Origin of the sequence: Serratia sp. FS14 (assembly GCF_000695995.1) — a bacterium.
Classification (GTDB): domain Bacteria; phylum Pseudomonadota; class Gammaproteobacteria; order Enterobacterales; family Enterobacteriaceae; genus Serratia; species Serratia nematodiphila.
In genome coordinates this window covers 2,403,166-2,428,110 of sequence record NZ_CP005927.1, presented here as the reverse complement: position 1 = coordinate 2,428,110, position 24,945 = coordinate 2,403,166, and the positions used below count along the sequence as shown (strand labels likewise).

The window sequence follows — 24,945 nt, the reverse complement described above, 5'->3', positions numbered from 1 at the left end:
ATAGCCAACATTAACGGTTTTATCGAAGGGTTCAGCGCGGAGCTTGCCGATTTCCGTGCTTTTCTGATGGGATTTTGGCTGCAATACCCCTGAAAGACAGGTTAGCACAAGAATACGAATTTCCTATTGCTGCTTTAACATCTTGATTTTTTATGCTTTTGCGCAACACTTTAGGAGAACTCCCACTATGATTTTCCATATTTGCAATAGAAGTCTCGTTTTTAAACGTAGCGTTACATAAAATGACAGCCGAAATTCAGCCTGCCTCAAATTTGGAGCAAACATGTCCCATATTGCGCACTTTGCGTTGGCGATAGTGGTGGTAGCGATCCTGGCCCTGTTGGTGTGCCGCGATCGTAAAAGCATCCGCATTCGCTATGTTATTCAACTACTGGTTATCGAAGTACTGCTGGCCTACTTTTTCCTGCATTCGGAAGCGGGTTTGGGCTTCGTAAAAGGATTCGCCGCGCTGTTTGACAAACTGCTCGGGTTTGCGGGACAAGGGACTGATTTCGTGTTCGGCGGTATGGGCGACAAAGGCCTGGCGTTCTTCTTCCTGAAGGTGCTGTGCCCGATCGTCTTCATTTCGGCGCTGATCGGTATTCTGCAGTACATCAAGGTGCTGCCGTTCATCATCCGCATTATCGGCACCGTGCTGTCGAAAGTGAACGGCATGGGCAAGCTGGAGTCGTTTAACGCTGTCAGCTCGCTGATCCTGGGGCAATCCGAAAACTTCATCGCCTACAAGGATATCCTGGGCAAGATGTCGGAAAAGCGCATGTACACCATGGCGGCGACCGCGATGTCTACGGTTTCCATGTCCATCGTCGGCGCCTATATGACCATGCTGGATGCCAAATTCGTGGTGGCGGCGCTGGTATTGAACATGTTCAGCACCTTTATCGTGCTGTCGCTGGTCAACCCGTACGACACCAATAAAGAAGAAGAGCTGCACCTCGGCAACCTGCACGAAGGCCAGAGCTTCTTTGAAATGCTGGGTGAATACATCCTGGCGGGCTTCAAAGTAGCGATTATCGTCGCCGCGATGCTGATTGGCTTCATCGCCCTGATCGCCGCGCTCAACGGTGTGTTCAGCGCCATTTTCGGCCTGAGCTTCCAGGAAATCCTCGGTTACTTCTTCTATCCGTTCGCCTGGATCATGGGCATTCCTAAGCACGAAGCCCTGCAGGTTGGCAGCATCATGGCCACCAAGCTGGTTTCCAACGAATTCGTGGCCATGATGGAACTGCAGAAAGTCTCTGCCGAGCTGTCGCCGCGCAGCCTGGGGATCCTGTCGGTGTTCCTGGTGTCCTTCGCCAACTTCTCTTCCATCGGCATCGTGGCCGGTGCGATCAAGGGCCTGAACGAACACCAGGGCAACGTGGTGTCACGCTTTGGCCTGAAGCTGGTGTACGGCTCTACGCTGGTCAGCATCCTGTCCGCTTCCATCGCGGGTCTGGTGCTGGGCTAAGCCTCGAACCAACTGCGATAACAAGGCGCCTGCGGGCGCCTTTTTTATTGGCCGGCATTCGGCGAAGGTTAAATGACACAAAGCAAAAAGCCGACCCTAAGGTCGGCTTTTTAAATGGTGGTGGAGCTAGACGGGATCGAACCGTCGACCTCTTGCATGCCATGCAAGCGCTCTCCCAGCTGAGCTATAGCCCCACAAAAGTGGTACGCTTTGACCGGCGTTACGGTATCTCCAACCTTTCTGAGAAGAAGATTGGTGGAGCTAGACGGGATCGAACCGTCGACCTCTTGCATGCCATGCAAGCGCTCTCCCAGCTGAGCTATAGCCCCGTTCCACAATCACTTTGTGCTGTGAACGGGGCGCATAATATGAAACCCGCTCAAAGCTGTCAACGGCTAAATTGAATTACTGAATCAAGCGTTGAAAAAGCCGCCAAATCAGCATCTTTGGCGCCAAAAAATCATCACTTTGCGCAGAGTTCATCCATTTTGCGCGCTACATCTCAAAATGGCGAAAGACCCTGCATATCACGTTGATTTTTAATTAACGGAATGTTAGCGAAATGCGCTTGAGTCGGACTCCCGAGCGGCATAGACTGCCCGCGCCATAAACTTCATTACTATAAACCGAGTCCGTCATGTCTTTGCATTCACCAAAAGAAATCGCCGCCCTCGCCGTTCAGGCCGGGGTAAACAAAAGCCGCGCCCCGCTCGCTAATCTGCTGATTCTGGGCTTTCTCGCCGGCGCCTTTATCGCCACCGGCTTCCTGCTGGATATTCACGTCATCGGCACCCTGCCGGCCGAATGGGGCTCTTTCGGCGCGCTGTTGGGCGCAGCGGTGTTCCCGATCGGCCTGATCCTGACCATTCTGGCCGGCGGCGAACTGCTGACCGGCAACATGATGACCTTGCCAATGGCCTGGTTCGCTCGTGAAATCCCCGCCATCGCCGTGCTGCGCAACTGGTTTTGGGTCACCCTGGCCAACTTCGCCGGCAGCGTGGCCGTCGCCTACTTCTTCGGCCACCTGCTGGGCCTGACCGAAGGCGCGTTTTTACATAAGACGCTGGCGATCGCGCAGGCCAAAGTGGATGCGGACTTCCTGCACGCCTTCATCTCCGGCGTCGGCTGCAACTGGCTGGTATGCCTGGCGGTGTGGTTAGCCTTCGCCAGCAAAGATGTGCCGGGCAAAGTGATCGGCATGTGGTTCCCGGTCATGGCTTTTGTCGCCATCGGCTTCCAACACGTGGTGGCGAATATGTTCATCATCCCGGCGGCCATCTTTGCCGGCGGCATGGGCTGGGAGCAGTATCTGCCTAATTTCGTCGCGGTATTTCTCGGCAATGCGCTGGGCGGCGCCGGCTTTGTCGGGTTGATGTATTTCCTCGCCTATCGCCCGGGATTGCCGGCCGGCGAACAAGCCTGATAAACGACAATAAAAAAGCCCCGGGATCGCTCTTCGGGGCTTTTTCTTTATGGATGGCGTATCAGGCTAATCAGGCCTGCGCTTCACGCTCGGCGATGTAAGCCAGCGCCATATCGATGCGCTGCAGCGAACGCTTCTGGCCGATCGCATGCACGGTCACGTCCATGCCCGGCGACTGGCCGGCGCCGGTCACCGCCACGCGCAGCGGCATGCCGACTTTGCCCATGCCGACGCCCAGCTCATCCGCCGTGCCCTGAATGGCGTCGTGCACGTTTTCCGGCGTCCAGACGGTAATGGCGGCCAGCTTGGCGCGCACCGCTTCCAGCGGCTGACGCGCGACCGGACGCAGGTGCTTCTTGGCGGCATCGGCGTCGAACTCGCTGAAGTCTTCGTAGAAGTAACGGCAGGACTCCGCCATCTCTTTCAGCGTCTTGCAGCGCTCGCCCAGCAGCTTGACGATATCCTTCAGTTCCGGCCCGTTGCGAGTTTCAATGCCCAGTTGCTCAACGTGCCATGCCAGATGCACCGCCACTTCTTCCGCCGGCATATGGTTAATGTAGTGGTGGTTCAGCCACTGCAGCTTCTCGGTGTTGAACGCGCTGGCGGATTTGTTGATCGCTTCCAGCGTGAAGAACTCTTTCATCTCGTCGATGGAGAAGATCTCCTGATCGCCGTGGGACCAGCCCAGACGCACCAGGTAGTTCAGCAGCGCCTGCGGCAGATAGCCGTCGTCGCGGTACTGCATCACGCCCACGGCGCCGTGACGTTTGGACAGCTTTTTACCGTCGTCGCCGAGGATCATCGACACGTGCGCGTATTCCGGCACCGGCGCGCCCAGCGCTTTGAGAATGTTGATCTGGCGCGGGGTGTTGTTGATGTGGTCTTCACCGCGGATCACGTGGGTGATTTCCATGTCCCAGTCATCGACGACGACGCAGAAGTTATAGGTTGGCGAACCGTCGGTGCGGCGGATGATCAGATCGTCCAGCTCCTGGTTGCTGAATTCGATCGGGCCGCGAATTTTGTCGTCGAAGATCACCGACCCTTCCTGCGGGTTGCGGAAGCGCACCACGTGCGGCTCGTCGTCGGTGTGGCTGCACTGGCTGTCGCGGCAGTGGCCGTCGTAACGTGGCTTCTCGCCGTTTTCCATCTGCTTCTCGCGCAGCGCTTCCAGACGCTCCCTGGAGCAATAGCATTTATAGGCCGTGCCCTGATCCAGCATCTCATCGATGACCGCGTTGTAGCGATCGAAACGCTTGGTCTGGAAGTACGGGCCTTCATCCCAATCCAGGTTCAACCAGTTCATGCCATCCATAATTGCGTCGATCGCGTCCTGGGTAGAGCGTTCCAGATCGGTATCTTCGATACGCAGAACGAACTCACCGCCCGCATGGCGGCTGAACAACCAGGAATAAAGTGCGGTACGCGCGCCGCCGACGTGAAGATAGCCGGTCGGGCTCGGTGCAAAACGGGTTTTGATTTTCATTGGGTTCACTGCCTTATTACGCAACGCGTGTCGGCGATGGCCGACGATTGCTCGGAATTGAAAAAAGAGTGGACGACATTGTATCACCACGCGCTAATTCCTCAACGCCGACACGATATTGCACCGGTCGATTTCGCGCGTTTTGCGGCGAGTTTCGCATAGCATCGCGCAAAGAATCGGCGCTGCAGGCGATTATTATCGCGCCCTGCCTAAATTTGCGGCGAACGATTGAAATCATTTTAAAAACCGTTGACTCACTTTGAACTATCCCTATAATGCGACTCCAACAAGACGGGGCGATTAGCTCAGTTGGTAGAGCATCTCCTTTACACGGAGGGGGTCGGCGGTTCGAGCCCGTCATCGCCCACCATCTTGTTGAGAAAAAATGAGAACGAATGAGGGTGATTAGCTCAGTTGGTAGAGCATCTCCTTTACACGGAGGGGGTCGGCGGTTCGAGCCCGTCATCACCCACCATCATTCTCTCGTTTAGCAGTAACCTGGAAGTCCTGAAGTGGGTGATTAGCTCAGTTGGTAGAGCATCTCCTTTACACGGAGGGGGTCGGCGGTTCGAGCCCGTCATCACCCACCACTTCTGCGGGTCGTTAGCTCAGTTGGTAGAGCAGTTGACTTTTAATCAATTGGTCGCAGGTTCGAATCCTGCACGACCCACCAATTCAGAAAAAAGCGCCTTTTGGCGCTTTTTTCGTTTCTTCGCCACCCACCTCTGGCTTCATCTTCTCGCAGGCATAGTTTACCGAATCGTGCAGGATGAGAACCGTAGAGGTTCGAGTATCGCGTAGCGATACGACAATGCGCAGCGTTGCCCGCAGGGTGAGGCCACAGGCCGAATCAATCCTGCACGACCCACCCATTCAGAAAAAAGCGCCTTTTGGCGCTTTTTTCGTTTCTGCCGTTCGCCTCCCTTTCTTCTTATTCACCACGCGCTGAGATACGAATGGTTATCATTTTGGCGGCTTGAATGGTAAATTAGCCGGCATCCACCACACAGCCAATCCTCAGCCGGATTGATACGCCTTAGTTCAAGGAAAGAAAGAGCCCGCTCATGACCCTATCCTTACGCCAGCTGTTCATTGCATTTATCGCCACTTCCAGCCTGCTGCTCAGCGGCTGCGGCCCGGACGACAAGAGCGACGGGCAGAAACCGTCCGCCCCCGCAGCCGACGGCAGTTGGCCGCGCACCATCGACAGCGTCAAAGGGAAATTCACGCTGGAAAAACCGCCGCAGCGCATCGTGTCCACCAGCGTCACCATCACCGGCACGCTGTTGGCTATCGACGCCCCGGTGGTCGCCAGCGCCGCCACCAGTCCAAATCCGCTGGTGGCCGATAAACAAGGTTTCTTTACCCAGTGGAGCGAGGTGGCCAAACAGCGCCACGTCGAGCGGCTGTACCAAGTGGAGCCCAATGCCGAAGCCGTCGCCGCCGCCGCGCCGGATTTGATCGTCGTCGCCGCGACCGGCGGTGATTCGGCGTTGAAACTGTATGACCAGCTGTCCGCCATTGCGCCGACGCTGGTGCTCGACTATGGCGACAAAAGCTGGCAACAGCTGGCCAGCGAGCTCGGCGAGATCACCGGTCATGAAGCCGGCGCCAAACAGGCGGAAGATCGTTTCGAGCAGCGCGTGGAGCAAGTGAAACAGGCGATCGCGCTGCCGCCGCAGCCCACTACTCCGCTGGTGTATGCCGACAACGGCCGCGAGGCCATGCTGTGGACGCCGGGTTCCGCCCAGGGCAAACTACTGACCCAGCTCGGCTTCCAGCTGGCCACCCCGCCGGAAAGCGCCAAAGGCAACACCAGCATGGGTAAACGCCATGACATCATCCAGATCTCCGGCGAAAAAATGGCCGAAGGTCTGAATGGCAAAACCCTGATCCTGTTCGCCACCAATGAGCGCAAAGTGCAAGAGGTGCTGGCCAACCCGTTCCTCAAACATCTGGAGCCGGTGGAACAGCGGCACGTCTACGCCGTCGGCAACGACACCTTCCGCCTCGATTACTACAGCGCCACCAACATGCTGAATCAAATCGAACGGTTGTTCAAAAAGCCCTGAATCACGCCGTCGGCAGGTCAGCCCCCTGCCGACACTTTCCGCAAGCGGGGCGAACGTTCACATTCAATCAATTGAAATATCAATAGTTATTAACATCGTCCACGCACCTTTGCCACCAACCGGCGGGTGCATGCGGGCGTAAACTCGTGCTACTATTGCCCCCGCATGAACGCAAATAACAATGAGAATAAAAATCATACAGGAGTTACCGGTGTGAACGTACCCACTCCGACTGAGCGGACGCTTTCGTCCGCACCGCACGCAGCTTACGCCAGTGGCTTCAAACGCATCGCCGGGTTCGGTATCGGTTTGGCGCTGTTGCTGCTGTGCATCATGGCCAGCCTGATGCTGGGTTCCAAAGCCATCCCCTTCCATACCGTCTGGCTCAGCCTGCAGGGCGCCGCGAGCGGTTCCGACAGCACCATCATTCTCAATGCCCGGGTGCCCCGTACGCTGGCGGGCATCCTGGCCGGCATGGCGCTCGGCGCCGCCGGCGCGCTGATCCAGGCGCTGACGCGCAACCCGCTGGCCGATCCCGGCGTGCTCGGCATCAACGCCGGCGCCAGCTTCGCCGTGGTCATCGGCATCATGTTTTTCGGCGCCGCCACCACCGAAAGCTACATGGCCTACGCCTTTGCCGGCGCTGCCCTCACCACCCTGCTGGTCTACCTGATCGGCACGCTGGCGGGCGGGCGCATCAACCCGGTGCGGCTGACGCTGGCCGGCGTGGCGATCGGCGCGGTGCTGCTCGGCATCACCACCGGGCTGTCGTTGATCGATCCGCAAACCTTTGACCAACTGCGCTTCTGGCAGGCCGGCACGCTGGATATCCGCACGCTGTCCACGCTGCCGGTCACCGCCCCCGCCATTTTGCTCGGCTGCCTGCTGACGCTGCTCATCGCCCGGCCGCTGAATACCATCGGTATGGGGGAAGATCTGGCTATCGCACTCGGCGCGCGCGTGGTGCTGACTCAGGTGATCGCGGTGATCGCCATCACGCTGCTGTGCGGCGCGGCAACCGCCACCGTCGGCCCAATCAGTTTCATCGGCCTGATGGTGCCGCATATCGCCCGTTGGTGGGTCGGCCCCGACCAGCGCTGGATCCTGCCCTACTCCATGCTGCTGGCGCCGATTTTACTGCTGTGTGCCGACGTGGTCGGCCGCTTGCTGGCGGCCGGTGAGCTGCGGGTTTCCATCGTGGCGGCCTTCATCGGCGCGCCGGTGCTGATCTGGCTGGTGCGCCGCAAGAAAACGCTGGGGGGTCTGTGATGAGTCTGCCGCATACGCTGCATATCGGCCGCCCGGACGGCGTCATCAACGGGCGCCTGCCGCTGCGCCTGCTGTTGGTCAATCTTTCGCTGCTGGCGTTGTGCCTGGCGATGGCGGTTGCCGCCCTGTGCTACGGCACGCTGCAACTTTCGCTGGAGCAGGTTTTTGCCGCGCTCAGCGGCGAGGCGCCGAAAAACCTGGTGACCGTGGTCACCCAATGGCGCTTGCCGCGCATCGCCATGGCGCTGTTGTTAGGCGCCGCGCTCGGCATGAGCGGCGCCATTTTCCAGTCAATTATCCGCAACCCGCTCGGCAGCCCGGACGTGATCGGCTTTAACATGGGGGCTTACACCGGCGCGCTGATCGCCATCACCCTGTTCAACGGCGGCTACTATTACATCGCCGGCGGCGCGCTGGCCGGCGGCATTCTCGCCGCGCTGGCCATCTATCTGCTGGCCTGGCGGCAAGGCATCGCCGGCTTCCGGCTGATCATCGTCGGCATCGCCATCAGCGCGGTGCTGGTCTCCACCAATACCTGGCTGATCATCACCGCCTCACTCGAGCGCGCCATGGACGCCGCCATGTGGCAGGCCGGTTCGCTCAACGGCATGACCTGGCAGAAAGCCCAGCCCGCCACGGCGTTTATCGTGCTGGCGGCCGCGGCCGCGCTGCTGATGGGCAAACGGCTGCAGCTGCTGGAAATGGGCGATGACACGGCGCGCGCGCTGGGCGTTAACGCTGAAGGCAGCCGGCTGTGGCTGATGCTGTTCGGCGTTACCCTCACCGCCGCCGTCACCGCCACCGCCGGGCCGATTTCCTTTATCGCGCTGGCGGCGCCGCAGATCGCCCGTCGCCTCGCCGGCCAATCCTCGGTCACCCTGACCTCCTCGGCGCTGATGGGCGCGGCGTTGCTGCTCGGCGCCGACGTGGTGTCCCAACATCTTTTCGCGCCGATCCAACTGCCGGTCGGGGTTGTGACCGTCTGCATCGGCGGCCTGTACCTGATTTGGCTGCTCATCCGAGAGGCCCGCAGATAATGAAGAGTGATAATGCCATGAGCCACCGCCTGCACGCCTCGCACCTGAAGCTGGGCTACGACAATAAAATCATCGCTGACGATCTGAGCGTGGCGATCCCCGACGGCGCCTTTACGGTGATCGTCGGGCCGAACGCCTGCGGCAAATCGACGCTGTTGCGCGCCCTGTGCCGCCTGCTGAAACCCAGCGCCGGCGAGGTGATGCTGGACGGCAAGAACATCAGCAGTTTCGCCACCAAGGCGCTGGCGCGCGAGCTTGGCCTGCTGCCGCAAACCTCGATCGCACCGGACAGCATCACCGTGGCGGACCTGGTGTCGCGCGGCCGCTATCCGCACCAGAGCCTGCTGAAACAGTGGACACAGGCCGACAAACAGGCGGTGGAAGCCGCCATGGCGGCCACCAACGTCAGCCAACTGGCGGATCGCAGCGTCGACGAGCTGTCCGGCGGGCAGCGTCAGCGCGTCTGGGTAGCGATGGCGTTGGCGCAGCAAACGCCGCTGCTGCTGCTGGATGAACCGACGACGTATCTGGACATCGCGCACCAGATCGAGCTGCTGGATCTGTTCCGCCAGCTCAACCGCGAGCGCGGTCAAACCCTGATCGCGGTGCTGCACGATCTCAACCACGCCTGCCGCTATGCCGATCACATCATCGCCATGCGCGACGGCAAGATCGTGGCGGAAGGGAAACCGGCGGAGATCATTACCGCCGAACTGGTGGAGCGGGTGTTCGGCATGCCGTGCATGATCATCGACGATCCGCTGTCCCACACGCCGCTGGTGATCCCGCGCGGCCGCTATCACTGCGACGCGCCGCAGGCATGAAAAAGGCCGGGTTACCCCGGCCTTGTCGTTACTTCTCCAGCGACACCTGCTTGAAGATGTGTTTGCCGAACGGGTCTATCTCGTAGCCTTTCACTTCCTTGCGCACCGGTTCGAAGATGGTCGAGTGCGCGATCATCAACGCCGGCATCTGATCGTGCATCACCACCTGCGCCTGCTGATACATCGCCACCCGTTTGGCGTGATCGTTCTCCTCGCGCGCCTGCAGGATCAACTGGTCGAACGGTTTGTAGCACCATTTCGCCGAGTTGGAGCCGCCGAGCGAAGCGCAGGTGAACAGCGGGCCGAAGAAGTTGTCCGGATCGCCGTTGGCGGTGGTCCAGCCCATCAGCGCGGTCTGGTGCTCGCCGTTTTTAATCCGCTGCAAATACTCGCCCCACTCGAAGGTGACGATTTTGGCGCGCACGCCGATCTTGGCCCAATCGGCCTGGATCATCTCCGCCATGCGCTTGGCGTTGGGGTTATAGGGCCGCTGCACCGGCATCGCCCACAGATCGATATCGAACCCCTGCCCCAGCCCGGCCTCCTGCAGCAGCTGCTTCGCCCGCTCCGGCGAATACGGATAATCTTCAAGCTGCGCGTTGCTGCCCCATTGGGTCGGCGGCAGCAGATTCTTGGCCGGCTGGCCGGCACCGTGGAACACCGCGTCGATGATCGCCGGCTTGTTGACCGCCAGCGCCAACGCCTGGCGCACCTTGACGTTATCCAACGGCTTCTTCTGGGTGTTGAACGCCAGGAAGCCGATATTCAGGCCGGATTTTTCCATCACCTGCAGGTTGCCGTCCTGCCGCATGCGCGCCAGATCCGCCGGGTTGGGGAACGGCATCACCTGGCACTCGTTCTTTTGCAGTTTGGCGTAACGCACCGTCGCATCCGGCGTGATCGAGAACACCAGCCGATCGATCTTCGGTTTGCCTTCCCAGTAGCGGTCGAACGCCTTGTAGAGGATTTTTGCGTCCTTCTGGTACTGCACCAGCTGGAACGGCCCGGTGCCGATCGGATCGTTGTCCACCCGCTGCGGCGTGCCGGCCTTCAGCATCGCGTCGGCATATTCCGCCGATAAAATGGTGGCAAAATACATGCCCAGATCGGCAACGAACGGCGCCTCGGCGCGGGAGAGCTCAAAGCGCACGGTGTGGTCATCCACCTTGACGATCCGGTCAATCAGCGTGCCGAACTCCATCGACTCGAAGTTGGTGTAGGCGCCGTTGGAGACCTTGTGATACGGGTTGTTGGCGTCCTTCTGGCGCATAAACGAGAAGATGACGTCATCCGCGTTGAAATCGCGGGTGGGGGTAAAATATTTATTGCTCTGGAATGCCACGCCCTTGCGCAGATGGAAGGTATAGCGCTTGCCGTCTTCGCTGACCTCCCAGCTTTCCGCCAGGCTGGGTTGCAGCTCGACGGTGCCGGGTTTGAAATCCACCAGCCGGTTGTAGATCGCCGCCGAACTGGCATCCACCGTGGTGCCGGAGGTGAACAGCTGCGGGTTGAAGCCTTCCGGCGAGCCTTCAGAACAGTAGACCAGCGTATTGGCCCGCGCGCCGCCGGCAATCGCCAACGCCAGCAGCCCGATCGTTATTGCTTTTCTTTTCATTGCGCTATCCCCAGTGGTGAAAAAACAGCCGAACGGATAGCAATAAATCATGCAGTTAGCGATGTAAAGGACAAATTCCGCGCATAAAAACGGGCAGGCGCGCAAGCGGCCTGCCCCGGTGAAACGGCGCGAGGATGATGAAATTAAATCATCTGGCTGAAGTTCATCTGCGCCATCAGCTTATAGTTGTCGGCGTAGTCGACCGGAATGGCCACCACCACCGGCCCCTGGATCGCCATCGCCTTGCGCAGCATCGGCCGCAGATCGTCCACCGACTGCACGGCGAAACCGACCGCGCCGCAGGATTCCGCATAGGCCTTGAAGTCAATCGGCCCAAACTCCACGCCGGATTTGCGCTGGTATTTGTTCACTTCCTGCATCTCCACCATGTTGTAGGCGTTATCGACCCAGATCACGTGCACGATGTTGTTTTTCAGCCGCACCGCGGTCTCCAGCTCCATGCTCGACTGCATGAAGCCGCCGTCGCCGGAGATTGACACCACCTTATCGCCGGGGCGTACCAGCGCCGCGCCGATGGCCCACGGCAGCGCCACCCCCATGGTTTGCTGGCCGTTGGAGATCAACAGCTGGCGGGCGCGGAAGCTGTAAAGATAACGGGCGATCCAGATGTGGAAGCTGCCCATGTCCACGCACAGCGTCACGTCGTCGCTGACGATGTCCTGCAGCTCCTTGACGATGCGCAGCGGGTGGATCGGCATGCCGCCGCGCCGCGCGGCGCGTTCCGCCAGTTCAGTGCGCTGGCGGCCGAGATCGGTGAGGATCAGCTCCACCTCCGGCGGCACGCAGACCGCCTCATTGAACGTTTCGGTCATCATGTTCAGCGTGGCGCTGATGTTGCCCACCAGTTCGACGTCCGGCCGATAGCAGGTGTCGATATCCGCCGGCAGCACGTCGATGTGCACCAGTTTCAGCCGCCCATGACTGTTCCACATGCAGGGATCGTATTCGATCGGATCATAGCCGACGCTCACCACCAGATCGGCCTTCTGCAACAGCTGATCGGCCGGCTGATTGTTGAACAGGCCAACGCGGCCGGCGAAACGGGCGAAGTGGTTGACGTCAATCACCCCCGCCGCCTGATAGGTGCCGACCACCGGCATGTGGGTGCGGTACAGCAGATGGCGCACCGCCTCGCTGTTCTCCGGCCGGCTGGCCTGCAAACCGAGCAGCAATACCGGGCATTTGGCCTGGCGGATCAGCTTCACCGCCGCCTGGATGTCGTCCGCCGCCGCGGCCCCCATGCGCGGCAAACGGCAGCCGGCCAACACCGGCGCGCTGACCGGTTCATTGACGATATCCATCGGCAGGCTGACGAACGAGGCTCCCGGGCGGCCGAACTCGGCGCGGCGGAAGGCGTTGGCGATCACCTCGGAAATCGCCGAACCGGCGTGCACTTCGGCGCAATACTTGGTCACCGGCCGGAACATGCTGACGGTATCCATGCTCTGGTGTGTCTGCTTCAGGCTGTCGGCGCGCTTCACCGCCCCGCCAAAGGCCACTACCGCGTCCCCCTCCGAGGTGGCGGTGGCCAGCCCGGTGATCAGGTTGGAGCTGCCCGGCCCGGAGGTGACCAGCGCCACCCCGGCCTTGCCGGTCAGGCGGCCGACCGCCGCCGCCATAAAGGCCGCGTTGGCCTCATGCCGCACCACCACCGTTTCAATCGATGGCGCGTCCTCCAGCGAGTCGAACACCCGGTCGATCTTGGCGCCCGGAATGCCGAAAACGTGTTTGACGCCCTGCGCTTCCAGATTTTTCACCACCAAGTCGGCGCCGCATTGCCAGTCATTGCCTGTTTTTTCCTGTGCCATGGTTCCATCTCCTAAGAAAACGATCGCCGGGGTTAGCCCTCGGCGGAACGAATCGCGCGGTCCAAATCCTCTGGGCAGAGGTTGGCGCGCAAGAAATCCGCATCATGCGGCAACTGAAGATTAAGACGGGTGATGACGCCGAACTGCAGGCGGCCGTGATCGAGCTGGTAGTCCAGCACGTGGCCGCCGCCGCTGCGGTCGTCGGTAACGAAGTGTTCGTGATAGCCGGCCACGCCGATGCCCTGCATGTAATCCGGCGAGCGGAAGCCAACCAGCGTGCCGCGCCGTTGATGAAACGAGAAGGTCGGCTGCTCTTCTATCGCTTCCAGCATCGGGCGATAGGGCCGTTCCTGACGCGGCACGGTGCGGGTTTCCACGTGGCTGAACTCACCGTCGACCCGCACCGCGCAAAACAGGTTCGGCGAGGCGACCTGTTCATCGATGCACTGGTGCAGCTGCGCCTTGGTGATCGGCCGGTCGAACTGCTGGCTGATACTGGGCTGGAAAAAGGTGACGACGGCGAAAGGGGTTTTCTGTTGCAAACCGGCTGGGCGGGCGCTGCCGTCGGCGCGCAGCTGGTGTATTTCCTGGTCGAAAGCGATCAGTTCGCCGTCCAGGTGATTGAAGGTGCCGAGGCCGAAATCACCGTGTTTGAGCAACTCGGCAATGGTGGTTTCACCCTCGTAGACCCCGTCGATGAGCGCGCTCATCAGCGAGATTTGATAGATTTCGCCCTCCCCGGCGTTGATCGACTGCCTGGCAAAACCCTGCGCCAAATGGCGCGCACAGGAACACCCGTGTTTTTCGTTCATGACTCACTCCTCCACCAGCGCGGGATCGCGATCCTGCGCGTTCAAAAGCCCCACCGACGGTGGGCCAAGATGCCCCCCAAGGCGCGTTCATCAGTTGGAACGATTCAGCCTGAGGCGACAAAAAAACCGGCACGGCTGGCCGGCCGATATCCAGAACCCACGGCATGACGTGTGAAAGTAAAGGCTCACTAATCATTAATGCCGAGTCGGATATCAAATTGAACGGTTAATCTGGTGTTGGAGCGACAACCAACTCCGCAGGCGGCTCATGCAACCTGGGAAAAACATCTGTTATTTAGTGCTAAGCGCCGCGAGGTTTATGCGTTTTCTCTCTATACGGCCGGGATGCAGCGGCGTTAAAGCCCGCCGTCAACCCGCAGCCAGAGTAGCCGCAGCACCGCCGACAGAGAAGCGGGTATTCATAAGAAACGCTTTTGCATATAATGCAAAAATGAATGACGCCCGTTATGTTGAACATCTGCCGATCTTTCTCGACGTGGCCCGCCTGGGCAGCTTTTCCGCCGCCGCTCGCCGGCTGGGCATGGTGCCCTCCTCGCTGGTGCGCCATATCGACGCCCTGGAAAGCGCGCTCGGCGCCACGCTGTTCGTCCGCTCCACCCGTGGGCTGCTGCTGACCGACGCCGGCGAGCTGCTGCTGACGCGCGCCGCTGCGCTGATGACGGACATTACCGGCATTCACGCCGAGCTGAACGCGCTGAACGAAACGCCGCAGGGCACGCTGCGCATCAGCTGCCTGCCGACCTTCGGCAAAACCTATGTGCTGCCGCTGCTGCCGACGCTGGCGGAACGCTATCCGCAGCTGTCTATCGATCTCGATCTGACCGAACGCCAGACCGATCCGACGCAGGAACGGCTGGATGCCGCCCTCCGCATCGGCGAACAGAAGGACAGCGCGCTGTACGCCAGCCGTATCGCCACGCAACGCTGGGTGATGTGCGCCAGCCCCGCCTACGTCGCCCGCTATGGCCTGCCGAGCGATCTGGAAGCGTTGCCGCAGCATCGGCTGATCGCCCGCTACCACAAACAGCAGCCGGCTTGCTGGGCGCAGATCCTCGACGCGGCGCTGATGAGCCGCTGCACCATGGCGCTGCGCTGCGACGACTTCACCGCGCAGCGCCAGGCGGCGCTGCTCGGCCTCGGCATTGCCTTCCTGCCCAACTGGGTGGTGGGACCGGACGTGCAGAATGGGCAACTGGTTCAGATGCTCGAAGATCCGCGCCATGAGCAGCAAGGCATCTATCTGCTGCGCCCGATGGCGAAGGTGTCCGCCCGGCTGGCGGCCTTCACCGCCCTGCTGCAGCAAACCCTCGGTCAGCCGCCCAGCTAGGGGTAAAGCGGAGTGACGCGGCCGCGCAGCGCCGGGTTGTCGCTCTCGTCTTTCAGCTCGACGCCGGTCAGCCGTCGCCGGCACGCCTGTTCCAGCAGCCAGGCCAATTTGAACGCCGCCTGCGGATAATCCAGCCCCTCCGGCCGCACATTGGAGATGCAGTTGCGCTCTGAGTCCCTTCTGCGCGCGTTCGGCTCCCAGGTCAGATAAACCCCCCAGGCTGTCCGGCGCCGACAGCCCCGGCCGTTCGCCGATCAGCACCGCCACCGCCCGGGCCTGCAGGCACTCGCCGATCTCATCCCCCAGCGCCACTCGCGCCTGATGCGCCAACACCACCGGCGCGATCGCCAGCCCCAATGTATCGAGATAGGGCCGCAGCGCCTGCAGCAGCGGCAATGCCTGGCGGTGCACCGCCTTGGAAGAAAGGCCATCCGCCACCACCAGCAGCAGATCGGTCCGGCGCGGCGGCACGCCGAGCAGCAGGCGGCGGCTGTCCGGCGCCAATCGCCGCCCCAGATCCGGACGGCGCAGATAGGCGGCGCGGTCGGCGGCCTGGCTGTGCACCGCCAGCGTGGGCCAACCGGCATCGTGCAGATCCGCCGCCAGCCGTTCGCTGTCGAAAGGCTGATGCACCGCGTCGCGCGCCTGGGCATGGGCCAGGCCGAAGCGCAGCAGCTCGTCGGTCGGCAGGCTGGCGCCGGTGCGCCCCAACGCGATGCGCGCGTCGGTAAAGGCGCGCAGCGAGTCCCAACTGTTGACGTGAACCGGTTTGCTCATGTCCGTTCTCCCTGCAGCGCCAGCAACAGCGGGTGATTGGCGGCGGCGTCGCGCAGCCGCCCGCGCTCGTCGGTGATGTTCATCGCCGCCAGCCAGGCGGCGAACTCCGGCGCGTGCTTCAGCCCCAGCAGTTCGCGGATATAGAGCGCATCGTGGAACGAAGTGCTTTGGTAATTGAGCATGATGTCGTCCGCGCCCGGCACGCCGATCAGGAACGTCAGCCCGGCGGCGGCCAACAGCGTCAGCAGCGTGTCCATGTCGTCCTGATCGGCTTCGGCATGGTTGGTGTAGCAGACGTCGCAGCCCAGCGGCAGGCCGAGCAGCTTGCCGCAGAAATGATCCTCCAGCCCGGCGCGGATAATTTGTTTGCCGTCATACAGGTATTCGGGGCCGATAAACCCCACCACGGTATTGATCAGCAGCGGCGAGAAATGGCGCGCCACCGCATAGGCGCGCGCCTCACAGGTCTGCTGATCGACGCCGTGATGCGCGTTGGCCGACAGGCAACTGCCCTGCCCGGTTTCGAAATACATCACGTTATCGCCCAGCGTGCCGCGCCTGAGGCTCAGTGCCGCCTGCTGCGCCTCCGCCAGCAGCGCCAGGTTGATGCCGAAACCGCGGTTAGCCGCCTCGGTGCCGGCGATCGACTGAAACACCAGATCCACCGGCGCGCCGCGCTCCATCAGCCGCAGCGTGTTGGTCACGTGGGTCAGCACGCAGGATTGGGTGGGTATGGCGAAGCGCTGGATCACATCGTCCAGCATGTAGTTAAGTTTTTCCAGCAGCGGCAGGCTGTCGCTGGCCGGGTTGATGCCGACCACCGCGTCGCCGCTGCCGTACAGCAGACCGTCCAGCATGCTGGCGGCGATGCCCTGCAGGCTGTCGGTCGGGTGATTGGGCTGCAGCCGCACGCTGAGGTGGCCCGGCAGGCCGATGGTATTGCGAAAGCGCGTCACCACCCGGCATTTCTTCGCCACCAGGATCAGATCCTGATTGCGCATGATCTTGCTTACCGCTGCCGCCATCTCCGGCGTAATGCCGGCGGCCACCTGCGCCAGCATGGCGCTGTCCGCCTGCTCGCTCAGCAGCCAGTCGCGAAAATCGCCGACCGTGAGGTGCGAGATGGGCTCAAAGGCGGCGGCGTCGTGGCTGTCGATAATCAGGCGCGTCACCTCGTCCTGTTCGTACGGCACCAGCACCTGCTGCAGGAACGCCTTGAGCGGCACATCCGCCAGCGCGATGCGCGCCGCCATGCGCTCTTCGGCGCTCTCCGCCGCCACCTCCGCCAGATAATCGCCGGAACGCGCCGGCGATGCTTTCGCCATCAGCTGGCGCAGATCGCCAAAGCGATAGCCGCGTTGGCCCACCGTTGCCTGAAACATAGCCCCCTCCCTTGCCCTGCGTGACGAGATAAAAGCCCTGCACCAAGTGTAGTCAGTGGGAAAAGAAAATTATTTTGCACGCGATCGCCGCCATCACGCTTTCCCCCATTTCACCCGTTGCCGCTTCGGGTTACAGTAGCCGCGAAAACAGGAGGGGTGATGGATCCGCAACGGCAAATTATCGACTGGCTGCAACAAGATAACGCACGCATGGCCGCCCTGCGCACCGTGCGCCGGCTCGGCTTGAATGACTGGTGCCTCGGCGCCGGCTTTGTGCGCAATCTGGTGTGGGATCGGCGCCATGGCTATACGGAGCCCACGCCGCTCAACGATATCGACGTGATCCACTTCGATGCGGAGCGGGCGGACGCTGAGCGCGATCGCATGCTGGAGGTGCGTTTGCAACAGTGGCTGCCGCGACCTTGGTCGGTCAAGAACCAGGCGCGCATGCACCTGCGCAGCGGCCGGGCGCCTTATCGCGACAGCGAAGAGGCCATCAGCTTCTGGACCGAAGTGGAAACGGCGATCGGCGCGCGCCTGAACGCCGACGACAGCATCACGCTGGTGGCCCCCTTCGGGCTCGCGGCGCTATTCGACGACACCATTACCTTTAACGCGAAAAACGGCGATCGCGCGGCCTATGCCCAGCGGGTGCTCGACAAAGGCTGGCTGCTGCGCTGGCCGCGTCTGCAGCAGGTAAAGATTTAGCCGCCGCTGCCGATACCCTGAACAGCGAGATCCAGACTCAGGGAGAGCAACCATGTCGACCACCATCACCATGATAGTACCGATCAAGAATACCGTCCCCGGCGTCAGCAACGTGTTCAGCGCGCCGGGCCATCAGGGCGAATTGCTGATGGCCAAACCGGTCAACAACCAGCCGCAAGGCGGCAAGATGGAGAAAAACGAACGCGCCAACGGCAATGACGAACCGGTCAACCTCAACGAAAGCCGCGCCTCGGCCCGCATCAAAGCGCTGAACCGGCAGATTCAGGCGCTGCAGCAAAAGTTGGTGGAGCTAAAGGACTCCGACGCCGATCCTAAGGAAATCGAAAAACAGAAGCAGCTGATCGAAGCGCAGATCAAGATGTTGCAAGCCGAGATCGCGCGCATCCAGAAAGAAGAAATGGAAAAGCAGCAGCAGGAGCAGATGGCAAAAGCCGCGGCGCAAGCCGGCGACGGCGTAAACCGCCCAACGCCGCTCAACGCGGTGGACGTCTATATCTGAGTCAATATGCCGCGTTTTCCTGCCGGCGCTGGTGCAGCAGCGCCGCCTGCTGACGCGCCACCTGCCAGATGGCCTCCGCCGCCGGCGTCAGCGAGCGGTTCTTGCGCCGCACCAGCATCAGTGCGCGGTTGATCTCCGGCACCAGCCGCCGCACCCGGAGCCGCCCCCCTTCCGGCAGCGGCAACGCCAACGCCGGGAAGATGCTGATGCCGATCCCCTCCGCCACCATCGGGAACAGCGTGGCCGGATGGCCGATTTCCTGCACTACCTGCGCCTCCACGCCCTGCTGCCTCAGCGCACTGTCGATCAGCGGTCGGCTGCCCGACGCATAGTCCTGCAACACCAGGCGGCAACCGTTCAGCGCCGACCAATGCACCGCCTGCTGCGCAGCGAACGGATGATCGTCGCGGCACAGCAACAGGAACGGCTCATGCAGCACCGCTTCGCACTCCAGATCCACCGCCTGCACCGGATCGACCACGATGCCGAAATCCACCTCCGCGTTGCGCACGCTGTGCAGCACCTGCTGCTGCGCCTGATCGCGCAGCATGATGCGGATCTCCGGGTATTCGCACTCGCCGGCGGCGATGCACTGCGGCATCAGATGGGCGGAAATGGTCTGGCTCGTCGCCACCCGCACCGTACCGCTGCGCTGTACGCCAAAGCTGCGCACATCCAGCAGAGTGGTCTGCAGCTCGTCCAGCAACCGTTCGACCCGGTTGGCCAGCCGCAGGCCGGCATCGGTCAACACCACTTCACGCGTGGTGCGATCCAGCAGGCGCACGCCGACCTCTGCTTCCAGCTCTTTCACGCTGTGGCTGACCGCCGATTGCGTCAGGCCGATCGCCTCGCCGGCACGGCTGAAACTGCCGTGGCGAGCGATGGCGACGAACACCCGCAGCTGTTTGAGTGAGTAATTCATGTGTTTTATTCATATATGAATTAAATAAATCAATTTAATTATTATATCCCCGCGCGGGAGAATAGCCCCATCGATTTTCTACCCTGAGCGCACCGCCATGAGATTTCTGCCCGATCGTTTTACCCTGACGCTGATCGCCACCGTGCTGCTGGCGTCGTTCCTGCCGGCGCGCGGCGAGTTCGTCGGCTGGCTCAACGCCCTGACCATCGCCGCCATCGCCCTGCTGTTCTTCATGCACGGCGCCAAGCTGTCGCGCGAGGCCATCCTGGCCGGCAGCAACAACTGGCGGCTGCATCTGTGGGTGATGTTCAGCACCTTCATCATTTTTCCGGCGCTGGGCATGCTGTTCGCCTGGTGGGCGCCGATCGACGTCAGCCCCGAGCTGTATGCCGGTTTCATCTACCTGTGCATCCTGCCGGCCACCGTGCAGTCGGCCATCGCCTTCACCTCGCTGGCGGGCGGCAACGTGGCGGCGGCGGTGTGCAGCGCCTCCGCTTCCAGCCTGCTGGGGATCTTCGTGTCGCCGCTGCTGGTCGGCCTGCTGATGAATGTGCACGGCGATACCGGCAGCCTGCGGCAGGTGGGCTCGATCGTGCTGCAGCTGCTGGTGCCGTTCGTCGCCGGTCACCTGCTGCGGCCGCTGATCGGCGGCTGGATCGAACGCCATCGCCCGCTTATCGGTAAAACCGACCAGACCTCGATTTTGCTGGTGGTGTACGCCGCCTTCAGCGAAGCGGTGACGCACGGCATCTGGCATCAGGTAGGGCTTGGTTCGCTGGCGTTTATCGTCGGCGGCAGCATCGTGCTGCTGGCGATCGTGCTGGTGGTGAACACTTACATGGCGCGCTGGCTGGGGTTCAGCAAAGCGGACGAGATCACCATCGTATTCTGCGGTTCGAAGAAGAGCCTGGCGAACGGCATTCCGATGGCCAATATCCTGTTCCCGGCGGCGACGGTGGGGATCATGGTGCTGCCGCTGATGGTGTTCCATCAGGTGCAGCTGATGACCTGTGCGGTATTGGCGAAAAGGTATCAGCGCAAGCAGCAGGCGCAACAGGCGGTGCCCAACGCGCAGGCGACGCGCGGGTAAAAAAAGACGGGCCAAGGCCCGTCAGATCAGCTTTTCTTCAGCGGCTTGACCAGGTGGTCAAGCCCTTCGATTTTAATCGCCAGCGTCATCTCCATCAGCATGCCGAGCTTGCCTTTGGGGAATTCGCCCTTGCGCGCGAACCACAGCAGGTACTCTTCGGGCAGATCGATCAGCACCCGCCCCTGGTACTTGCCGAACGGCATCACGGTATTGGCGATCTCCAGCAGGTTTTCTTTTTCCATCACTCACCCAGCAAGCGGATCATCTCCGCTTCGTCGATCACGGCGATACCCAGCTCCTGCGCCTTCGCCAGCTTGGAACCCGCCGCCTCGCCGGCGATCACCAGATCGGTTTTCTTCGACACGCTGCCGCTGACCTTGGCGCCCAGCGCCGTCAGGCGATCTTTGGCCTCGTCGCGCGACAGCTGGCTCAGCGAGCCGGTCAGCACCACGGTTTTGCCGGCGAACGGGCTGTCTATCTCTTCCGCCACCACCACCACCGGCGCCGGCCAGTGGATGCCGATCTCGGCCCCCACCAGCTCGTTGATCACCTGCTGATTGAGCGCTTCATCGAGGAAGTTGCGCGTGTGTTTGGCCACCACTTCGCCGACGTCCGGCACCTCTTTCAGCGCCTCAATGTCGGCGGCGAACAGCTTCTCGAGCGATCCGAAATGCGCGGCCAGGTTGGCGGCGGTCGCTTCGCCGACCTCGCGAATGCCGAGCGCATACAGGAAACGAGCGAAGGTGGTCTGCTTGGATTTCTCCAACGCGTTGACCAGATTCTGCGCCGATTTCGGCCCCATGCGATCCAGGCCGGTCAGAATGCCGGCGGACAGCCGGAACAGATCGGCCGGGTTCTTCACGTACTCCTTGTCCACCAGCTGCTCGATGATCTTGTCGCCCATGCCTTCAACGTCCAGCGCGCGGCGGGAAACGAAATGCTTTAACGCCTCTTTGCGCTGCGCGCCGCAGATAAGACCGCCGGTGCAGCGCGCCACGGCCTCGCCTTCCACGCGCTCAACGTCGGAACCGCACACCGGGCAGTGCAGCGGGAACACCACTTCGCGCGCATCCTGCGGCCGACGGTCTTCCAGTACGCCCACCACCTGCGGGATCACGTCGCCGGCGCGGCGCACGATCACCGTATCGCCGATGCGCAGCCCCAGGCGTTCAATTTCATCGGCGTTGTGCAAGGTGGCGTTGCTGACGGTCACCCCGGCCACCAGCACCGGCTCAAGGCGCGCCACCGGCGTAATCGCACCGGTGCGGCCAACCTGAAATTCCACTTCACGCACCACGGTGATCTGCTCCTGCGCCGGGAATTTGAACGCCGTCGCCCAACGCGGCGCACGCGCCACGAAGCCCAGCGTTTCCTGCAGATCGATGTCGTCAATCTTGATCACCACGCCGTCAATATCGAAACCGAGCTGTGCGCGGTCCTGCTCGACCTGGCGATAGAACGCCAGCACTTCCTCGCTGCCGGTGCGGCGCTGGGCGCGCTCGCTGACCGGCAGGCCCCAGGCCTTGAACTGCATCAGGCGCTCAAAGTGGCTGCGCGGCAGCTCGCCGCCTTCCAGCAGGCCAACGCCATAGCAGAAGAAGGTCAGCGGGCGTTTGGCGGTAATGCGCGGATCGAGCTGGCGCAGCGAGCCGGCGGCGGCGTTGCGCGGGTTGGCGAATACCTTGCCGTCTTTGCGCCGGGCTTCTTCGTTCATCTGTTCAAACCCGGCCTGCGGCATGAACACTTCGCCACGCACTTCCAGCCGGCGCGGGATGTTGTCGCCGGTCAGGCGCAGCGGGATGGCGCGAATGGTGCGCACGTTGGTAGTGATGTTCTCGCCGGTGGTGCCGTCGCCGCGCGTCGCCGCGCGCACCAGCTCGCCGTCTTCATACAGCAGGCTGACCGCCAGGCCGTCCAGCTTCAGCTCGCAGCAGAAGGTCAGCGGATCGCTGCTTTTGAGCCTGTCCTGCACGCGCTTGTAAAACGCCAGGAAGCTCTCTTCTTCAAACACGTTGTCCAGCGACAGCATCGGCACTTCGTGACGCACCTGGTCGAACGCCGCCAGCGGCGCCGCGCCCACGCGCTGGGTCGGCGAATCGGCGGTGATCAGCTCCGGATGCGCGCTCTCCAGCTCGCGCAGCTCGCGCATCAGGCGGTCATATTCCGCATCCGGCACTTCCGGCGCATCCAGCACATGATACTGGTATTCATGATGGCGCAGTGTGGCTCGTAGTTGATTGATTTGTTGGATTATCGATTCCATGGCTCACCATCAAAGATAAAAAACCCCCGGCTAGCGGGGGCTTTGTTGTTACGGATGTTCAGTGCGCGCGGCAATCCGGTCAGGCGTTGTTTTCCAACACTTCACGGATACGCGCTTTGTAGGTTTCCAGCTTCTGCGGCGTCATCATGCGACGCTCGTCGTCCAGCACCACGCCGCCCACGTCGTCGGCGATGCGCTGTGCCGACTGCAGCATCAGCTTGAAGTTCTGATTGGCGTCGCCGTAAGACGGCACCATCATGAACATCGACACGCCCGGCGTGGAGAAGTCGGACATCATGTCAGGATCGAACGACCCCGGCTTGACCATGTTCGCCAGGCTGAACAGTACCGGGCCGCTGCCGGCCGGGCTGATATGGCGGTGGAAGATGCCCATCTCGCCAAACTGGAAGCCCGCCTGCAACACGCTCTGCAGCAGCACTTCGCCGCCGATTACGCCGCCCTGATGGGCCGCGACGTGCAGCACCAGCACGGTCTCTTTCAGCTTGGCCTGAATTGGCGCAGCCGCCGGCTGTTGTGGCTGTGGCGCAGGCTCCTGCGCCGACTTCACTTCCGGCGCGGGCTGCACAGGGGCCGGCTCGGCGTGGAATGCCGGTTCAGCCCCCTGCGGCGCCTCATGTTCATGCGGCAGATCGTCGACGCGCGGCTCACGGCGCGCGGCCGGTTGCGGTTGCTGCGGTTCGGCCGGTTCTTCGTCCGGCGCGTAGTTGTTCAGCAGGATGTCATCGTACTCCGGCCGCTGAGACAGCGGAGGCGGCGTCTGATGAGCAGTCGGCTGAACGGCGCGGGGCGCAGGCGCAGCCGCCGGAGCGGGCTTCGGCGCGGCCACGGGTTCTTCGCGTGCGGCATCGAAATGGCCGAATGACGGCTCGTCTTGCGGGTGAGCGGCGCGTACGCGCACCTCACCGACGCCTTCTTCGAGATCGTCGATCGGAGTTTGTTCACGTTCCTTTTGGGAACGTTTGGCTGGGCGATCGCGGAAGAGCGCTGACCGTTCTTTGCGACTGGTCCACAGACCGTGCAATAACAGCGCTATTATGGCGATCGCGCCAACAACGATTAATATCAGACGCAAATCCTGCATCATTGCTATCTCTGTTGTTCCAATACATTGCCACCGCGGCAAACATTCACTCTTTAACTCTATTTGCCCGCGCACACAAGTGCAAGTCCGTGCTGAACTTTATGCCAATAAAGATGATTATACTGCCTTTTTCTGCTGGTTTTTCAGCCAACCCTACCCTAGCCAGTGGAAAATCATCCCTATATGATAATGATGCCTGTTCAGACAACGAGATAACTTAAGATATGTCCTATACGCAGCCCTCTCCCCGATCGACCAGCGGCATTCACTATTTCGCCGAAGGTTGGCGTCTGATTTCGCGCCCGGGGATTAAACGCTATGTGGTTCTGCCGTTGCTGGTCAACGTGCTGCTGATGGGTTCCGCTTTCTGGTGGCTGTTCAGCCGCCTCGGCGACTGGATCCCGGCGATGATGAGCCACGTTCCCGACTGGCTGCAATGGTTGAGCTACCTGCTGTGGCCGCTGGCGGTCATTTCGGTGCTGCTGGTGTTCAGCTATCTGTTCAGCACCCTCACCAATCTTATTGCCGCGCCGTTCTGCGGCCTGCTGGCCGAACAGCTCGAAGGCAGCCTGACCGGCAAACCGCTGCCGGACACCGGCCTGCTCGGCATCGCCAAAGATCTGCCGCGCATCATGGCGCGCGAATGGCGCAAGCTGATGTATTACCTGCCGCGCGCGCTGCTGCTGCTGGCGCTGTACTTCGTGCCCGGCATCGGTCAAACGGTGGCGCCGGTGCTGTGGTTCCTGTTCAGCGCCTGGATGCTGGCGATCCAGTATTGCGACTATCCGTTCGACAACCACAAGGTGAGCTTTGCCGACATGCGCCGCGCACTGCGCCAGCACAAAACCGACAACCTGCAGTTCGGCGCGCTGGTCAGCCTGTTCACCATGATCCCGATCCTCAATCTGGTGATCCTGCCGGTCGCCGTCTGCGGCGCCACCGCGATGTGGGTCGATCGCTACCGCTCGCAATTCGTCCGATAACCGCCGTTTTTT

Annotated in this window: 20 protein-coding genes, 6 tRNA genes, 1 other RNA gene and 1 pseudogene; 16 read left to right on the top strand and 12 right to left on the bottom strand. The window is 61.5% G+C overall.

The window, feature by feature from the left end; translation table 11 throughout:
• Positions 1-283: 283 nt before the first annotated feature.
• Complete coding sequence (locus L085_RS11010; protein WP_004936373.1) at positions 284-1,471, top strand: NupC/NupG family nucleoside CNT transporter; 1,188 nt, start codon at positions 284-286, stop codon at positions 1,469-1,471.
• A 118-nt stretch (positions 1,472-1,589) separates the two neighbouring features.
• Here the strand turns inward: L085_RS11010 and L085_RS11005 are convergent.
• Both L085_RS11005 and L085_RS11000 read right to left on the bottom strand, forming a co-directional pair.
• Positions 1,590-1,665: transfer RNA gene (locus tag L085_RS11005), tRNA-Ala, on the bottom strand.
• Between the two features lie 59 nt (positions 1,666-1,724).
• Positions 1,725-1,800: transfer RNA gene (locus L085_RS11000), tRNA-Ala, on the bottom strand.
• 308 nt (positions 1,801-2,108) lie between these two features.
• Between L085_RS11000 and L085_RS10995 the strand changes: the two genes are divergently transcribed.
• Entirely contained in the window at positions 2,109-2,894 is a 786-nt protein-coding gene (locus L085_RS10995; protein WP_044030747.1) for a formate/nitrite transporter family protein, read from the top strand.
• Between the two features lie 70 nt (positions 2,895-2,964).
• Here the strand turns inward: L085_RS10995 and gltX are convergent, their stop codons facing one another.
• Complete coding sequence (gltX, locus tag L085_RS10990) at positions 2,965-4,380, bottom strand: glutamate--tRNA ligase (protein ID WP_044030746.1); 1,416 nt, start codon at positions 4,378-4,380, stop codon at positions 2,965-2,967.
• A gap of 294 nt (positions 4,381-4,674) precedes the next feature.
• On the opposite strand from gltX, the gene L085_RS10985 reads away from it, so the two are divergent.
• The 9 genes from L085_RS10985 to L085_RS10950 all read left to right on the top strand — a co-directional run bounded on the left by L085_RS10985 (position 4,675) and on the right by L085_RS10950 (position 9,582).
• Positions 4,675-4,750: transfer RNA gene (locus L085_RS10985), tRNA-Val, on the top strand.
• A 29-nt stretch (positions 4,751-4,779) separates the two neighbouring features.
• Positions 4,780-4,855: transfer RNA gene (locus tag L085_RS10980), tRNA-Val, on the top strand.
• Between the two features lie 39 nt (positions 4,856-4,894).
• Positions 4,895-4,970: transfer RNA gene (locus L085_RS10975), tRNA-Val, on the top strand.
• Positions 4,971-4,977: 7 nt separating this feature from the next.
• Positions 4,978-5,053, top strand: a tRNA-Lys gene (locus tag L085_RS10970).
• A gap of 75 nt (positions 5,054-5,128) precedes the next feature.
• Positions 5,129-5,251: non-coding RNA, RtT sRNA (locus tag L085_RS24620), on the top strand.
• 193 nt (positions 5,252-5,444) lie between these two features.
• Complete coding sequence (gene fepB, locus L085_RS10965) at positions 5,445-6,452, top strand: Fe2+-enterobactin ABC transporter substrate-binding protein (RefSeq protein ID WP_044030745.1); 1,008 nt, start codon at positions 5,445-5,447, stop codon at positions 6,450-6,452.
• A gap of 213 nt (positions 6,453-6,665) precedes the next feature.
• Entirely contained in the window at positions 6,666-7,721 is a 1,056-nt protein-coding gene (gene fepD / locus L085_RS10960; protein ID WP_015378660.1) for a Fe(3+)-siderophore ABC transporter permease, read from the top strand.
• Positions 7,721-8,758 carry an iron-enterobactin ABC transporter permease gene (gene fepG, locus L085_RS10955; protein WP_021505613.1) on the top strand — a complete coding sequence of 346 codons (1,038 nt, stop codon included), beginning with the start codon at positions 7,721-7,723 and terminating at the stop codon, positions 8,756-8,758. The genes fepD and fepG overlap by 1 nt, the downstream gene beginning before the upstream one ends.
• Before the next feature lie 17 nt (positions 8,759-8,775).
• The gene (locus tag L085_RS10950; protein WP_004936408.1) at positions 8,776-9,582 is read left to right on the top strand and encodes an ABC transporter ATP-binding protein; all 807 of its coding nucleotides are present in this window, start codon (positions 8,776-8,778) and stop codon (positions 9,580-9,582) included.
• 28 nt (positions 9,583-9,610) lie between these two features.
• Here L085_RS10950 and L085_RS10945 read toward each other — a convergent pair whose 3' ends face one another.
• The 3 genes from L085_RS10945 to budA form a co-directional block, all read right to left on the bottom strand.
• Positions 9,611-11,197 (bottom strand): ABC transporter substrate-binding protein, encoded by a 1,587-nt coding sequence (locus L085_RS10945; protein WP_004936411.1) that lies wholly within the window; start codon positions 11,195-11,197, stop codon positions 9,611-9,613.
• A 143-nt stretch (positions 11,198-11,340) separates the two neighbouring features.
• Entirely contained in the window at positions 11,341-13,026 is a 1,686-nt protein-coding gene (gene alsS / locus L085_RS10940) for an acetolactate synthase AlsS (protein ID WP_004936413.1), read from the bottom strand.
• A gap of 32 nt (positions 13,027-13,058) precedes the next feature.
• Positions 13,059-13,838 (bottom strand): acetolactate decarboxylase, encoded by a 780-nt coding sequence (gene budA / locus L085_RS10935; protein WP_004936416.1) that lies wholly within the window; start codon positions 13,836-13,838, stop codon positions 13,059-13,061.
• 451 nt (positions 13,839-14,289) lie between these two features.
• Here budA and L085_RS10930 point away from each other — a divergent pair, with 451 nt between their 5' ends.
• Positions 14,290-15,186, top strand: a complete 897-nt coding sequence (locus tag L085_RS10930) for a LysR family transcriptional regulator (RefSeq protein ID WP_044030744.1) — start codon at positions 14,290-14,292, stop codon at positions 15,184-15,186.
• On the opposite strand, the pseudogene eutC reads toward L085_RS10930, so the two are convergent.
• A pseudogene (gene eutC, locus L085_RS10925) lies at positions 15,183-15,963 on the bottom strand (ethanolamine ammonia-lyase subunit EutC). The gene L085_RS10930 and the pseudogene eutC sit on opposite strands and share 4 nt — an antisense overlap.
• Positions 15,960-17,345 carry an ethanolamine ammonia-lyase subunit EutB gene (locus L085_RS10920; RefSeq protein WP_044030743.1) on the bottom strand — a complete coding sequence of 462 codons (1,386 nt, stop codon included), beginning with the start codon at positions 17,343-17,345 and terminating at the stop codon, positions 15,960-15,962. Before L085_RS10920 ends, eutC begins: the two are co-directional and overlap by 4 nt.
• Positions 17,346-17,504: 159 nt before the next feature.
• On the opposite strand from L085_RS10920, the gene L085_RS10915 reads away from it, so the two are divergent.
• On the top strand, positions 17,505-18,053 hold the full coding sequence (locus L085_RS10915; protein WP_044030742.1) for a nucleotidyltransferase family protein: 549 nt from the start codon (positions 17,505-17,507) through the stop codon (positions 18,051-18,053).
• A gap of 52 nt (positions 18,054-18,105) precedes the next feature.
• Complete coding sequence (locus L085_RS10910) at positions 18,106-18,573, top strand: FlxA-like family protein (protein ID WP_044030741.1); 468 nt, start codon at positions 18,106-18,108, stop codon at positions 18,571-18,573.
• Between the two features lies 1 nt (position 18,574).
• On the opposite strand, the gene L085_RS10905 is transcribed toward L085_RS10910, so the two are convergent.
• The gene (locus L085_RS10905) at positions 18,575-19,495 is read right to left on the bottom strand and encodes a LysR family transcriptional regulator (RefSeq protein WP_044030740.1); all 921 of its coding nucleotides are present in this window, start codon (positions 19,493-19,495) and stop codon (positions 18,575-18,577) included.
• Positions 19,496-19,592: 97 nt separating this feature from the next.
• Here L085_RS10905 and L085_RS10900 point away from each other — a divergent pair, with 97 nt between their 5' ends.
• Complete coding sequence (locus L085_RS10900; RefSeq protein ID WP_044030739.1) at positions 19,593-20,585, top strand: bile acid:sodium symporter family protein; 993 nt, start codon at positions 19,593-19,595, stop codon at positions 20,583-20,585.
• Between the two features lie 26 nt (positions 20,586-20,611).
• Here the strand turns inward: L085_RS10900 and L085_RS10895 are convergent, their stop codons facing one another.
• The 3 genes from L085_RS10895 to zipA form a co-directional block, all read right to left on the bottom strand.
• Positions 20,612-20,827, bottom strand: coding sequence for a DUF3820 family protein (locus L085_RS10895; RefSeq protein ID WP_004936441.1), 216 nt, complete (start codon positions 20,825-20,827; stop codon positions 20,612-20,614).
• Complete coding sequence (gene ligA, locus L085_RS10890) at positions 20,827-22,848, bottom strand: NAD-dependent DNA ligase LigA (RefSeq protein ID WP_044030738.1); 2,022 nt, start codon at positions 22,846-22,848, stop codon at positions 20,827-20,829. The genes L085_RS10895 and ligA overlap by 1 nt, the downstream gene beginning before the upstream one ends.
• Positions 22,849-22,927: 79 nt before the next feature.
• Positions 22,928-23,953, bottom strand: coding sequence for a cell division protein ZipA (zipA, locus tag L085_RS10885; protein ID WP_044030737.1), 1,026 nt, complete (start codon positions 23,951-23,953; stop codon positions 22,928-22,930).
• Positions 23,954-24,174: 221 nt separating this feature from the next.
• On the opposite strand from zipA, the gene cysZ reads away from it, so the two are divergent.
• Positions 24,175-24,933: a sulfate transporter CysZ gene (cysZ, locus tag L085_RS10880; RefSeq protein ID WP_015378670.1), complete on the top strand. Its 759-nt coding sequence runs from the start codon at positions 24,175-24,177 to the stop codon at positions 24,931-24,933.
• Positions 24,934-24,945: the final 12 nt, after the last annotated feature.

Excerpts from the sequence above, each read along its gene's own strand:
- L085_RS10920 (WP_044030743.1), bottom strand. The coding sequence starts at position 17,345 with ATGTTTCAGGCAACGGTGGGCCAACGCGGCTATCGCTTTGGCGATCTG.
- ligA (WP_044030738.1), bottom strand. The coding sequence starts at position 22,848 with ATGGAATCGATAATCCAACAAATCAATCAACTACGAGCCACACTGCGC.
- L085_RS10950 (WP_004936408.1), top strand. The coding sequence starts at position 8,776 with ATGAGCCACCGCCTGCACGCCTCGCACCTGAAGCTGGGCTACGACAAT.
- L085_RS10905 (WP_044030740.1), bottom strand. The coding sequence starts at position 19,495 with ATGAATTACTCACTCAAACAGCTGCGGGTGTTCGTCGCCATCGCTCGC.
- gltX (WP_044030746.1), bottom strand. The coding sequence starts at position 4,380 with ATGAAAATCAAAACCCGTTTTGCACCGAGCCCGACCGGCTATCTTCAC.
- L085_RS10900 (WP_044030739.1), top strand. The coding sequence starts at position 19,593 with ATGAGATTTCTGCCCGATCGTTTTACCCTGACGCTGATCGCCACCGTG.
- L085_RS10915 (WP_044030742.1), top strand. The coding sequence starts at position 17,505 with ATGGATCCGCAACGGCAAATTATCGACTGGCTGCAACAAGATAACGCA.
- L085_RS10945 (WP_004936411.1), bottom strand. The coding sequence starts at position 11,197 with ATGAAAAGAAAAGCAATAACGATCGGGCTGCTGGCGTTGGCGATTGCC.
- L085_RS11010 (WP_004936373.1), top strand. The coding sequence starts at position 284 with ATGTCCCATATTGCGCACTTTGCGTTGGCGATAGTGGTGGTAGCGATC.
- zipA (WP_044030737.1), bottom strand. The coding sequence starts at position 23,953 with ATGATGCAGGATTTGCGTCTGATATTAATCGTTGTTGGCGCGATCGCC.
- fepG (WP_021505613.1), top strand. The coding sequence starts at position 7,721 with ATGAGTCTGCCGCATACGCTGCATATCGGCCGCCCGGACGGCGTCATC.
- L085_RS10930 (WP_044030744.1), top strand. The coding sequence starts at position 14,290 with ATGAATGACGCCCGTTATGTTGAACATCTGCCGATCTTTCTCGACGTG.
- L085_RS10910 (WP_044030741.1), top strand. The coding sequence starts at position 18,106 with ATGTCGACCACCATCACCATGATAGTACCGATCAAGAATACCGTCCCC.
- budA (WP_004936416.1), bottom strand. The coding sequence starts at position 13,838 with ATGAACGAAAAACACGGGTGTTCCTGTGCGCGCCATTTGGCGCAGGGT.
- L085_RS10895 (WP_004936441.1), bottom strand. The coding sequence starts at position 20,827 with ATGGAAAAAGAAAACCTGCTGGAGATCGCCAATACCGTGATGCCGTTC.
- fepB (WP_044030745.1), top strand. The coding sequence starts at position 5,445 with ATGACCCTATCCTTACGCCAGCTGTTCATTGCATTTATCGCCACTTCC.
- cysZ (WP_015378670.1), top strand. The coding sequence starts at position 24,175 with ATGTCCTATACGCAGCCCTCTCCCCGATCGACCAGCGGCATTCACTAT.
- L085_RS10995 (WP_044030747.1), top strand. The coding sequence starts at position 2,109 with ATGTCTTTGCATTCACCAAAAGAAATCGCCGCCCTCGCCGTTCAGGCC.
- alsS (WP_004936413.1), bottom strand. The coding sequence starts at position 13,026 with ATGGCACAGGAAAAAACAGGCAATGACTGGCAATGCGGCGCCGACTTG.